Below are 11,206 nucleotides of genomic sequence, written 5' to 3' on the forward strand. Positions count from 1 at the left end.
GTTGTCTCTCCCCTGGGGGTTTCACCCCCGTGCTGGGGGTTCAAGCGGCCCCGCGGGGGCGGGGGGCGGCGTGTGCCGCGAATGACTCATTCGGGACGTGCGAGGTCCCGAATGAGTCATTCGCGACCCTCGAGCCGAGCCGAGCCGAGCCGCCCGGCCAGGTCAGCGGGGCGCGACCGGGGCCTGGGCGCGGCGCAGCCCCAGCTCGGGCTCCGTCACCAGGTACAGCCCGGTCACCGCGGTGTCCGGGCTGAAGGGCAGCTTCTTCTGCTCGTGCAGCCGGTTGAGGTTGTTCAGCGGGATCGGGTCGCCGCTCTCGGCGCCGTTCAGGTGTTCGCGGACCCGCTCGTACGCCGCCCGCGCGTCGCTGAGGTCCTCGATGCCCGTCACGATCCGGTCGAACGAGTCCTGCAGGCTCAGTCCCGCGTGCTCGTCCGCCGTCAGGCTCTGGGCGTTGTAGAAGTGGTAGTCCTTGCCGCGGTAGCTCTCGTAGAACACCGACACCAGCAACAGGAGCCGCTCGTAGGAGTGACGGTAGACCGTGCGGTAGAACTCGAGCGCCTCCTCTTCGCGGACCTCGCCGCGCAGCACGCTGCCGATCGCCGCCGCGCCGAGCATTCCGCTGTAGGTCGCCAGGTGCACGCCCGTCGACAGCAGCGGGTCGAGGAAGCACGCCGCGTCGCCGGAGATCACGAAACCCGGGCCGGCGAAGTCGTCGCAGACGTAGGAGTAGTCCTGCTCCACCTTCAGCTCGGTGACCTGCGTGGCCTCGCCGAGCAGGTCGCGGATGGCCGGGCACCGCTCGATCGCGTCGTGGTAGAGCCGGTCGATGCCGCCGAGCTCGCGCTTGCGCTCGTTGAAGTGCTCGCGGCCGGTGACCAGGCCGACGCTCACCGTCCCATCGTGCAGCGGGATCGCCCAGAACCAGCCCTCCGGCAGCGAGCAGACGGCGATCGCGTTCTCCGGGCCGCGGTCCAGCTTCTTCGCGCCCTTCCAGTACGACCAGGTGGCGACGTTGCGGAACACGCCGTGCAGCTTGCGGCTCTTGAGGTACTTGGTGGCCATCACGCCGGCCCGGCCGGAGGCGTCGACGAGGTAGTCGAAGGTGATCCGGCCGGACTCGCCGGTCTCGCCGCTGTCCCACCGCGCGGCGACCGGGCGGCCGGCGTCGAACTCCAGCTCGCGCACGGCCGTCTGCTCGTGGACGCCGACGCCGAGCTCGCGGGCGTGGTCGAGCAGGATCTTGTCCATTTCGGACCGGACGACCTGCCACGCGTTGGGCGCGCCGCCCTGCGCGGCGAAGCGGACCTCCCATTCCTCCTCGCCCCAGAAGAAGTACGCGCCGCCCTTGGGGGTGAACCCGGCCGCCTCGATCTTGCCGAGGACGCCGAGCTGGTCGAAGATCGGGCGGCACGACGGCAGGATGGACTCGCCGATGTGGTAGCGCGGGAAGCTGTCACGCTCCAGCAGAGTCACCTGGAAACCTTGGCGCGCCAGCAAGCCCGCGGCCGTCGAACCGGCGGGGCCGCCACCGATCACCAGGATCTGTGTCTTGTCGAGCATCAGCTTCTTCCCCTTGTCTCCTCGGAAACCTGCTGCGGATCGTGACCCGGCGCCCGCGAGGACCGCTCAAGCACCGGTAGCGCCCCGGCGGTGCCAGCGGCCGGTCAGCGACCTTCGATGCCGATGCCCCAGCATCGGCGCAGCCGGTGTGACGCGCCGGGAGAAAGGGCCGGAGAATGTACGACGAGACAGCCCCCGTACTGATCGTGGGAGCCGGGCCGGTGGGCCTGTCCACGGCAGTCTTCCTCAGCCGCCGGGGATTCCGGCCGCTGCTGATCGAGAAACGCGCCGAGACCTCGTTCCTGCCCCGGGCACCGGGGCTGCAGGCCCGCACGCTGGAACTGTTCCGGTCGGCCGGCCTGATCGACAAGATCCGCGCGCTGGAGACCGGGAACTCGCGTGAGCACTTCGCGGGCGGCATCCTGCGCACCCGGACCTTCGCCGAGATCGCCGACGCCGAGCTGCTGGAGTCGCCGTCACTGGACGGACCGCACATCAGCCCGGAGGCCGTCATGGGCTGCGGCCAGGACCGCTACGAGAAGGTCCTCGCCGAGCACGCCACCGCGGCCGGCGCGCGCATCCAGTTCGGCGTCCGGCTGATCGAGTTCAGCCAGGACCAGGCCGGTGTCACCGCGATCGTCGAGGACACCGGGACCGGGCGCCGGTGGACCGTGCGCGCGGCGTACCTGGTCGGCGCCGACGGCGCGCGCAGCCACGTGCGCGAGGAGCTCGGGATCAAGCGGACCGGGCGCGGCAACGTCTTCAACGCGCTCAGCATCTACTTCCGCGCGCCGAAGCTGGAGGAGGTGATGGGCGGCCGGAAGTTCATCCTCTGCTACGCGCACGCCGGCGGCACGATGGTCGGGCTGTCCCGGCTGCACGGGCGCGACCCGTGGCTCGCCGCGCCGCTGTACCACCCCGAGCAGGGCGAGAGCCCGGACGACTTCACCGACGAGCGGTGCGTCGAGGTGGTCCGGACCGCGGCCGGCGTGCCGGACCTGGCGGTGGAGGTGCTGGCCAAGGTGCCGTGGGAGGGCGCCCAGCTGGTGGCCGAGCGCTTCCGCTCCGGCCGGGTCTTCCTCGCCGGCGACGCCGCGCACGTGCACCCGCCCGCGGGCGGGTTCGGCGCCAACACGGGCATCCACGACGCGCACAACCTGGCGTGGAAGCTCGCGGCGGTGATGCGCCGGGAGGCCGGCGACGCGCTGCTCGACACCTACGACGCCGAGCGGCGGCCGCTGGGCACGGCGATGGCCGAGCAGGCCATGGTGCGCAACCGCATCCGGCACGGCAAGGCCGAGGCGACCGACCCCGGGGAGATGGTCGACGACATCATCATCACCCTCGGGTACCGGTACTTCTCGACCGCGGTCGTCGGCGCGACGGGATCGCAGGTGCTGCGGCCCGAGCTCGACCTCTCGGGCGAGCCGGGCACCCGCGCGCCGCACGTCTGGCTGCACCGCGACGGCGAACGACTGTCCGCACTGGACCTCTTCGACGACGCGTTCGTCCTGCTCACCGGGGCGGACGGCGACGACTGGGTCAAGGCGGCCGAGCTGGCGGCCGAACGGCTCGGCGTGCCGCTGCGCGCGTACCGGGTCGGCCCCGACGGCGACCTCACCGACGACGGGACCTGGGCCGCTTCCTACGGCCTGGAACCGGGTGGCGCGGTCCTGGTCCGCCCGGACGCGTTCGTGGCCTGGCGCAGCCCGGGCGCGGCGCCGGACGCGGAGGACCTGCTCGGCTCGGTGCTGTCGCGGATCACCGGACGCGGGAAGTAGCAGTGCTCACGCAGGCGCTGGGCGTCGCCGCGGTCGTCGGGAGCGGGGTGGTCGCGGGCGTGCTCTTCTCGGTCGCGCTCACCACGGTCCCGGCGCTGCGGGCGATGCCCGTCGACCGCTACGTCTACACGCACAAGCGGATCGGGGTGAACTTCGACCCGACGATGCCGATCCTGGTGCTCGGCTCGATGGTCCTCGACGCGGTGCTCGCGGGCACCGCGGGCACCGCGCCGGCCCGGATCCTCTGGGGTGCCGGCGCGGTGCTGCTGCTCGGCGTCTCGGGCGTCTCGCACCTGTGCAACGTGCCGATCAACCGCCGGATCCGCGCGCTGGACACCGACGAGCCGCCGCCGGGCTGGCGCGACCCGCGGCCGGTGTGGCGCGCCTGGCACCTGCTGCGCACCGCGCTGTCCGTGCTCGCGCTCGTCGCCGGCGCCGTCGCGTCGGCTTCCGCCACCTGAGAAGGAGAACCCCCATGCCCGTGACCGCGATCAAGTACGACATCAAGGACGGCTGCGAGGACGACATCGCCGAGATCTTCGGGTCCTTCCGCCGCGTCGGCACCCCGGTGATCCGGAACGCCGACGGCGCCGAGACCGGCCGGATCCTCTCGACGGCGCTGTTCATCTCCGGCGACACGATGGTCCGGTTCATCACCTACGAAGGCGACGTCGACGACGTCGCCCGCTTCATGGCCGGGCAGCCCGGCGTGCAGGAGGTCGAGCGGAAACTGGTGCCGTTCCTGGCGTCCCCGCGCGACACCGGCACGGTGGAGGGTTTCGTGGAGACGTTCAAGAACAGCACGATGCGCTGTCTTTCCGCGCTCTCGGCCTGAACCGGAAAGGGGACCTCCGGTGCGCTCCGGAGGTCCCCTTTCCGGTTCAGCTTGCCGGGGTCAGCGCGTGTTCCTCGAGAAGCGTGACGACCGAGGCGGGCGAGCGCCGGGCGGCCAGCTCGGCGGCCAGTTCCCCGGCGCGGGCGGCGAACGCCGGGTCGAGCGCCCGGCCGGCGGCCTCCCGGATCCGGTCGGGGCCGGGAGTCTCGTCCCGGCCGAAGGCGATCCCGGCGCCCACCGCGGCGAGCTGCCGGGCGTGCGCCGCGTGATCGGGCAGCCGCGGCACGGCGACCTGCGGCACCCCTGCCGCCAGCCCGGTCAGCATGGTGCCCGCGCCGCCGTGGGTGACCAGGAGGTCGCAGCCGGGCAGCACGGTGTGCAACGGCGTGTCCACGAGCACCCGGACGTCGTCCGGGAGGTCGCCGAGCAGGGGCAGTTGCGCGCCGGTCACCGCGACCGTGACCGACGCGCCCAGCTCGCCGAGCGCGCGGGCGACGTCGCCCGCGCGGAAGAACCCGGCGCCGAGGCGGGCCATCGTGGTGCCCCAGGTGACGCAGATCCGCGGCCGGCCGGTGGCCGGCCACGGCGGGGCGGGCGTGCCGGGCCCGTTGTGCGGCACGTACCGGACCGGGACGCGGCCCCGCACGGTCGGCACCTGGACGGCGGCCGGGCACGGGTCGAGCGTCAGCACCCCGAACGGGTCGACCGGGCCCGCGCCGGCGCGCTCGGCCAGCGGCGCGAGCTGCCCGGCGAGGGCGTCGCCGGCGCGCGAGAGGAGGTCGAGGCCGTAGAGGTGGCGGACCGCGGGCACGCCCAGCGCCGCCGCGGCGACCGGGCCCGCCCACGCCGTCGGGTCGAAGACCACCAGGTCCGGGCGCCAGCCGCGGCCGAACTCGAGGAGCCCATCGAGCATCGCGTCGGCGAGGTCGTGGAACATCCGCAGCGCCCGCGGCGCCTTGCCGTCGGGCCGCGCGACGCTGGTGGTGTACTCCCGGACGGCGGACACGGCGTCGAAGTCCCGCCCGACGGCGACGCCGGTCAGGCCGGAGGCCGCGATCGCGGGCGCCAGCGCGGGCTGGCTCGCCACGCGGACGTCGTGACCGGCGGCCCGGCACGCCCAGGCGAGCGGGACCATCGCGTAGAGGTGTGAGGGCCAAGCCCAGCAGGTGAACACAATGCGCATGCCGCGTACCTCACTCGTCGTTCGAAGGCGTGGGCGTCCAGGGTCTCCCGGGGCGCTCGCAGACGCCTGGGAGCGCGCTGACAGCGTTCAGCGAGGAGTTCGCGAGGAAAGGGGAATATCGTTGGCCCACAACACGATCCGGGGAGTCTGAAGTGGACACTGCACGCACGGCGCTGGTCACCGGAGCGAACCGCGGCCTGGGCCTGGCCACCTGCGCGCTGCTGCGCGAGCGAGGCTACCGCGTCATCCTGACGGCACGCGACGGAGACCTGGCCGCGAAGGCGGCGGCAGAGCTGGGCGCGGAGGCACTGGCCCTGGACGTCACGGACGCGGCGAGCGTGACGTCGGCGGCCGCCGCGGCCGGCCCGGTGGACATCCTGGTCAACAACGCCGGCGTGCTGCTGACCGCGGGCCAGCAGCCGGGCACGGCCGACCTGGCCGGGGTGGAGCGGGAGCTGGCGGTGAACGCGCTGGGCGCGTGGCGGGTGTCGCAGGCGTTCCTCCCGGGCATGCTGGCACGCGGCTGGGGCCGGGTGGTGATGGTGTCCAGCGGCACCGGGACGTTCCACAACGGACTGTTCGGCGGCACGCCGGGGTATTCGCTGTCGAAGCTGGCACTCAACGGGATCACGACGATGCTGGCGGGCGCGACGGAGGGCCGCGGCGTGCTGGTGAACGCGGTGAACCCGGGCCTGGTCCGCACGCGCATGCGCCCGGAAGCACAGCGCCCGCCGGAGGAGGCGGCCGAGGACGTGGTCGCGGCGGCGACCCTTCCGCCGGACGGCCCGACGGGCACCCTGCTGCGCCACGGGAAGAGCATCCCCTGGTGACGCCGGTCGTGCGTAGCAGGCCGGGTTCCGGTGTCGCGCACCGCAAGGCGTTCAGCACCGGGCCGAGCGCCCCAATGTGGCGTTGGGTGCGTCCAGCGCACCCAACGCGGCGTTCGGTGCGTCCAACGCACCCAACGCGGCGTTCGGTGCACCCAACGCACCCAATGCGGCGTTCGGTGCACCCAACGCACCCAATGCGGCGTTCGGTGCACCCAACGCACCCAACGCGGCGTTCGGTGCACCCAACGCACCCAACGCGGCGTTCGGTGCACCCAACGCACCCAACGCCACATTGGGGCGCATCCTCGGGACGCGCGCCTCCGGCCCGGCTCACCACTCTCGACAGGCGACGGCAGCGCCGCCCCGGCCCGGTCACCCCGATGGTGCCTCCGCCCCGTCCGGCCGGCCGAGCATCCTGACCTGCCGGGCGTGCACCACACCGCCGTCGCCCGGTTCCAGCAGGACCAGGGTGTGGCCGTGCGGTCCGCGGACGCTCGGCACCCCTTCCTCCTCGTCCAGCAGGCCCGCCGGCGTCGTGCCCAGTGCCGCCTGCAGCTGGTCCCGCGCGTACCAGCGGGTCACCTCGCTCAGCTCGTACCGCGGCTCCGGATCGGCCGCCGAGCCCGCCATGCGGAGCAGGTGGTCCTCGACCAGCCTCGTCAGCAGCGCCTCCGCGGCCGGCTCGTCGCTGCCGAACATCTTGGCCGCCTCCGCCGCCACGAACGGGCCCGCCGCCAGCAGTCCCAGCAGCACCAGCGCGATCTTCGCCGGCTCCTCCAGCCGGCTCACGCTGCGGTCGTAGCTCGCCCGGACGTCGAGGTCGCCGTAGCGCAGGATGTCCAGCCTGCGCTGGGGATCGGCGAGCTGGTCGACGATCTTGCGCAACGGCCAGTACTCCGCGGACACCAGCCGCACCCCCACCGCGCGCAGCGCCAGCGGCAGGCCGCCGACCATCCGCACGATCTGCGCGGCCGCGGCGCGGTCGGCCGCCACGCGGCGCTGCCCCGTCACGTTCGCCAGCAGCCGGACGCCTTCGTCCTCGGTCAGCGGCTCCAGCAGCAGCGAGGCCGCCCCGGGAATCCCCAGCAGGCGCCCGGTCACCAGCACCGCGCACTGCCGCGACCCCGGCAGCAGGGGCGTGACCTGCTCGGCCGACACCGCGTCGTCGAGCACGATCAGCAGCCCGCGCCTGCCGGCCAGGGTCCGGAACAGCGTGCTCCGCTCGTCGAGGGAGTCCGGTATCCGGTCGACCGGCTCGCCGAGCGCGCGCAGGAACCCCGCCAGCACCTCGGCCGGGTCGGCCGGCCGCGGGCCGGTGCCGCGCAGGTTCGCGAACAGCTGCCCGTCCGGGAACGCCGCGCCGATCCGGTGCGCGGCGTGCACCGCCAGCGTGCTCTTGCCGATCCCCGGCGGCCCGCCGACGCAGATCACCCGCGTGGACGTGCCCGTGGCCGTCGGCGACGCGAGCTCCCGCTCGATCCACGCGAGCTGGTCGCGGCGGCCGGTGAAGTCGGCGACGTCCGGCGGCAGCTGAGCGGGCGCGGTGAACGTCGCCGCGCTTTCCGTCGTGACGGCGACCTGGCGGGTCGCCGGCCGGTCCAGCGACGGGTCGGACGCGAGCAGCGCCTGGTGCAGCCGCACCAGCTCCGGCGACGGCTCCAGGCCCAGCTCGCGGACGAGCTGCCCGCGCAGCTGCTGGTAGACCTGCAGCGCCTCGACCCGGCGGCCCGAGCGGTGCAGCGCCAGCATCAGGTGCGCCTGGAAGGACTCGTGCAGCGGGTTCTGCCGGGTGAACTCGCGCAGCTCGCTCACCAGCTCCCGGTGCCTGCCCAGCGCGAGGTCGGCCTCGATCCGCGTCTGCAGCGCCTGCAGCCGCCACTCCTCCAGCCGCGTCGCCTCGGCGGTGAGCAGTTCGCCCTTCGCCACGTCCGACAGCGGGGCGCCGCGCCACAGCGCCAGCCCTTCGGCGAGGACGCGCCGCGCCTGCTCGTTGTCCCCCGCTTCGAACAGCTCACGGCCCTTCTCCGCCCGCGTCGCGAACTCCCGGAGATCGAGAATGCAGCCCGAAACGTCGAGCAGATATCCGCTCGGTTTTGTCAGAAGCAATTTTCCGGCGGTGTCGCCGTTCGCTTCTTCGATCAGCTTCCGCAGTTTGTAGACATACGTCTGCAGGGTGGCGAGCGCCCGCGCGGGCGGGTCCTCACCCCACAGTTCGGTGATCAATTCACCGATTCCGACCATCTGGTTGTGCCTGACCAGCAACAGTGCCAGCGCCTGCCGCAGCTTCGGAGTGGTCAGCATCAACTCGATGTCGGCGTTCCGCACGTCTAACGTGCCCAGCACGCTGAAACGCATGTTCATCCGGCCCCCAGTCGCCCCAGTGACTCCGGTCGCTCCCGCGGCCGAAGTGCCACAATTCTGCCCTTTTCCACCGGTATGTGCCAGCGAATCCCGTGATCGACTCGCCGCCGGGCGGGGACGGCGGGAACCCGGCATCCCGGACGCGGACCGGCGCCGGCCCGGGTACGCCGGATGCCCCAGCGTGTCCACCCGGTCGGCGCCGGCCGGCCCGCGCCGTCAGCCGATCTGCATCTGGCCCATCATTCCGGAGGTCGAGTGGGACAGCATGTGGCAGTGGTAAACGTATTTGCCCGCGTAGGCGTCGAAGGTCACCGCGATCCGCACGGTCGCACCCGGCGCCAGGCTGACGGTGTCCTTGAAGCCCGCCTCGCTCGGGCCCGCGGGCACCCCGGCACGGTCGAGAACGCGGAATCGCACGAGATGCGGGTGCATCGAATGCGGAATCTGCAGTTGTGTGTCGGTGTTGGTGATCTTCCAGATTTCCGTGGTACCCAGCTTCGGCGTGATGTCGATGCGCGCGGGGTCGAACGCGAGCCCGTTGATGACGTGGTGCCCGGTCGTCCGGTCGAGGTAGAGCGAGAACTCCCGTTCGACCGCCGCCGCGGGCACCGCGGGCAGGTCCCGCAGCCGCGCGGGCACGGTGCTGGTGTCCGGCGCGGTGCGGACGACGTCGAAGCGCAGCAGGTCGGCGCTGGTGTCGTTGGGGAACGCGGCCTTGTTCTGCAGGACGACGCTCGAGCCGACCGGGTAGCGGGAGAAGTCGATCACGATGTCCGCCCGCTCGGCCGACCACAGGCTCAGCTCGGTCAGCGACGCGGGCGCGCCGAGCAGGCCCTGGTCGGAGCCGATCTGCTGGAACGGCGAGCCGTCGGAGAGGGCGAAGGTCATGTTCCGCTCGATGGCCGAGTTGAGCAGCCGGAAGCGGTACTTGCGCGCGGCCACCGGGAAGTACGGCCGGGCGGCGCCGTTGACCAGCAGCGTCGGCCGGTCGTAGAAGCCGTAGACGTTGTAGGTGAGGGTTCCGTCGTCGGCGATCTTGACGTCGCGGAACTGCAGCGGGACGTCGTACTGGCCGGACGGCAGGCCGAGCCGGCGCTCGGCGTCGTCCTCGATCAGGTAGAAGCCGGACAGGCCGCGGTAGACGTTCTCGGCCTCGCTGTGGTGGGTGTGGTCGTGGTACCAGAGCGTCGTCGCGTCCTGCTCGTTCGGGTACTCGTAGGTGCGCGTGGCGCCGGCGGCGACGAGGTCGAGGGGGTGGCCGTCGTTGCCCGGCGAGACGCGGCCGCCGTGCAGGTGCAGCACGGAGTCGGTGGTCAGGTTGTTGGCGTGGCAGACGTAGACGGGCTTGCCGCGGCGAGCCTTGATGGTGGGGCCGACGAAGCTGCCGTTGTAGGTCAGGACCGGCGTGGTCACGCCGGGCACGAGCTGCGCGGTGGCCGGCTGCGCGGTGAGCCGGTAGAAGTCGGCGAACGGCGTGGCCAGCGTGGGCTGCAGCACCTGCGGAACGGGCAGCGCCACGGTGAACGGCACGACGGCGTCGGCGGGCGACGAGCTCGAGGCGAGCGCCGACATGGCCCGCCCGAGCGGCAGCGCGGCCACGGCGCCGCCGGCCGCCGCGAGCTTGAGCAGGTTGCGCCTCTTCAGCATGTCTTCTCCTCTTCGCGGGCGGCGCGCACCAGCCAGGACACGCCGAACAACAGGACCAGCGGGAAAAACCAGCGGAGCACGAAGCCGCCGGTGCCGAGCACGGTGACGAGCAGGGGCTGTTCCCTGGCTCCGGCGGACGACACGGTCAGGCAGGTGACGGGCACGCTGGCGAGCACCGCCCCGACCGAGACAGCGGCGGCGAACCCCAACCGCCCGGCGACACCGCCGGGATCCCGCCGCAGCCGGGCGAGCGCCCGCCGCGCAACCCCGGCGGCGAGCGCGGTGAGGGGCAGAGCGACCAGAACCCCGACGGCGGCAAGCCCGCCGAGAAAGAGCCATTCATCGAAACTGACGGCGGCGGGCAGCGCGACGGAGCCACCGTGGTGATCTCCGGAGATGGTGGGTATGGCCCGCCGCCCGGTGACAACGGGCAGAATCGGCCGCAGGGCGACGACGATGAGCACGGCTTGGATGACCGCGAGGGCGGCGAGAGTGCCGACGCGCAGTTCCGCGGTGGCGGGATCGAGCCCGGACTCGGCTGCGGCGGAAGCTTCGGGCCGCGGTGGATCGGCGCTCGCCGCGGGGCGCTCCGGTGGCGAACCCGGTGCGGCTTCGGCCATGGGCTGCATGGCAACCTGGCCAGCGCCCGACTCCGGCCGCTTCGATTCCGGAGCCGCCCCGACCGCTGCCACCGGCCGCACCGCGACCCGATCCGCATCCGGCCCGAGCCGATCCGACGCGGAACTCGGCTCGACCCCGGCCACCGGCTCTCCCGCAACGCGGTCCACCCCAAGCCCCGGCCGCACCGACGCAGAACTCGGCTCGGCCTCGGCCATCGGCCGGAACGCCGCCCGGTCCGCGCCCGACTCCAGCCGCCCCGACGGCAGATCCGACCCGGCCTCCGTCACCGACGCCAGATCCGGCCGCGCCGCGCCCCGATCCGTCGCCGAACCACCGGCCTCACCCGGCGCCGGCACCTCGCCGAGCCGTGTCGTCGGGTCCACCC

General features: G+C 73.0%; 9 protein-coding genes. 4 read left to right on the top strand and 5 right to left on the bottom strand.

The genetic code is table 11. The annotated features are described in order from the left end of the window. Positions 1-162: 162 nt before the first annotated feature. Positions 163-1,563 (bottom strand): NAD(P)/FAD-dependent oxidoreductase, encoded by a 1,401-nt coding sequence (locus AB0G28_RS43820; protein WP_361103749.1) that lies wholly within the window; start codon positions 1,561-1,563, stop codon positions 163-165. A gap of 176 nt (positions 1,564-1,739) precedes the next feature. On the opposite strand from AB0G28_RS43820, the gene AB0G28_RS43825 reads away from it, so the two are divergent. From AB0G28_RS43825 to AB0G28_RS43835, 3 genes are read left to right on the top strand one after another with little or no spacing between them, the layout of a single operon-like run. Beyond that, positions 1,740-3,344 (top strand): FAD-dependent monooxygenase, encoded by a 1,605-nt coding sequence (locus AB0G28_RS43825; RefSeq protein ID WP_361103751.1) that lies wholly within the window; start codon positions 1,740-1,742, stop codon positions 3,342-3,344. A gap of 2 nt (positions 3,345-3,346) precedes the next feature. Then, a complete protein-coding gene (locus AB0G28_RS43830; protein WP_361103753.1) occupies positions 3,347-3,805 on the top strand; it encodes a DUF1772 domain-containing protein in 459 nt (152 codons plus the stop codon). 14 nt (positions 3,806-3,819) lie between these two features. Further along, complete coding sequence (locus AB0G28_RS43835; RefSeq protein WP_361103755.1) at positions 3,820-4,179, top strand: SchA/CurD-like domain-containing protein; 360 nt, start codon at positions 3,820-3,822, stop codon at positions 4,177-4,179. Positions 4,180-4,225: 46 nt separating this feature from the next. On the opposite strand, the gene AB0G28_RS43840 is transcribed toward AB0G28_RS43835, so the two are convergent. Next, a complete protein-coding gene (locus AB0G28_RS43840; protein WP_361103757.1) occupies positions 4,226-5,362 on the bottom strand; it encodes a nucleotide disphospho-sugar-binding domain-containing protein in 1,137 nt (378 codons plus the stop codon). A 152-nt stretch (positions 5,363-5,514) separates the two neighbouring features. Between AB0G28_RS43840 and AB0G28_RS43845 the strand changes: the two genes are divergently transcribed. Continuing rightward, positions 5,515-6,192 carry an SDR family NAD(P)-dependent oxidoreductase gene (locus AB0G28_RS43845; RefSeq protein WP_361103759.1) on the top strand — a complete coding sequence of 226 codons (678 nt, stop codon included), beginning with the start codon at positions 5,515-5,517 and terminating at the stop codon, positions 6,190-6,192. Positions 6,193-6,564: 372 nt separating this feature from the next. On the opposite strand, the gene AB0G28_RS43850 is transcribed toward AB0G28_RS43845, so the two are convergent. From AB0G28_RS43850 to AB0G28_RS43860, 3 genes are all read right to left on the bottom strand, one after another. Further along, entirely contained in the window at positions 6,565-8,553 is a 1,989-nt protein-coding gene (locus tag AB0G28_RS43850; RefSeq protein WP_361103761.1) for a BTAD domain-containing putative transcriptional regulator, read from the bottom strand. Positions 8,554-8,769: 216 nt separating this feature from the next. Further along, complete coding sequence (locus AB0G28_RS43855) at positions 8,770-10,200, bottom strand: multicopper oxidase domain-containing protein (protein ID WP_361103763.1); 1,431 nt, start codon at positions 10,198-10,200, stop codon at positions 8,770-8,772. Then, complete coding sequence (locus tag AB0G28_RS43860; protein ID WP_361103765.1) at positions 10,194-11,204, bottom strand: hypothetical protein; 1,011 nt, start codon at positions 11,202-11,204, stop codon at positions 10,194-10,196. Before AB0G28_RS43860 ends, AB0G28_RS43855 begins: the two co-directional genes overlap by 7 nt. Positions 11,205-11,206 lie beyond the last annotated feature (2 nt).

This window comes from Amycolatopsis sp. NPDC021455 (assembly GCF_040640995.1).
Classification (GTDB): domain Bacteria; phylum Actinomycetota; class Actinomycetes; order Mycobacteriales; family Pseudonocardiaceae; genus Amycolatopsis.

What these genes read in the sequence shown, in the direction of transcription:
- AB0G28_RS43820 (WP_361103749.1), bottom strand. Translation starts at nt 1,563, where the DNA reads ATGCTCGACAAGACACAGATCCTGGTGATCGGTGGCGGCCCCGCCGGT.
- AB0G28_RS43825 (WP_361103751.1), top strand. Translation starts at nt 1,740, where the DNA reads ATGTACGACGAGACAGCCCCCGTACTGATCGTGGGAGCCGGGCCGGTG.
- AB0G28_RS43835 (WP_361103755.1), top strand. Translation starts at nt 3,820, where the DNA reads ATGCCCGTGACCGCGATCAAGTACGACATCAAGGACGGCTGCGAGGAC.
- AB0G28_RS43840 (WP_361103757.1), bottom strand. Translation starts at nt 5,362, where the DNA reads ATGCGCATTGTGTTCACCTGCTGGGCTTGGCCCTCACACCTCTACGCG.
- AB0G28_RS43850 (WP_361103761.1), bottom strand. Translation starts at nt 8,553, where the DNA reads ATGAACATGCGTTTCAGCGTGCTGGGCACGTTAGACGTGCGGAACGCC.
- AB0G28_RS43855 (WP_361103763.1), bottom strand. Translation starts at nt 10,200, where the DNA reads ATGCTGAAGAGGCGCAACCTGCTCAAGCTCGCGGCGGCCGGCGGCGCC.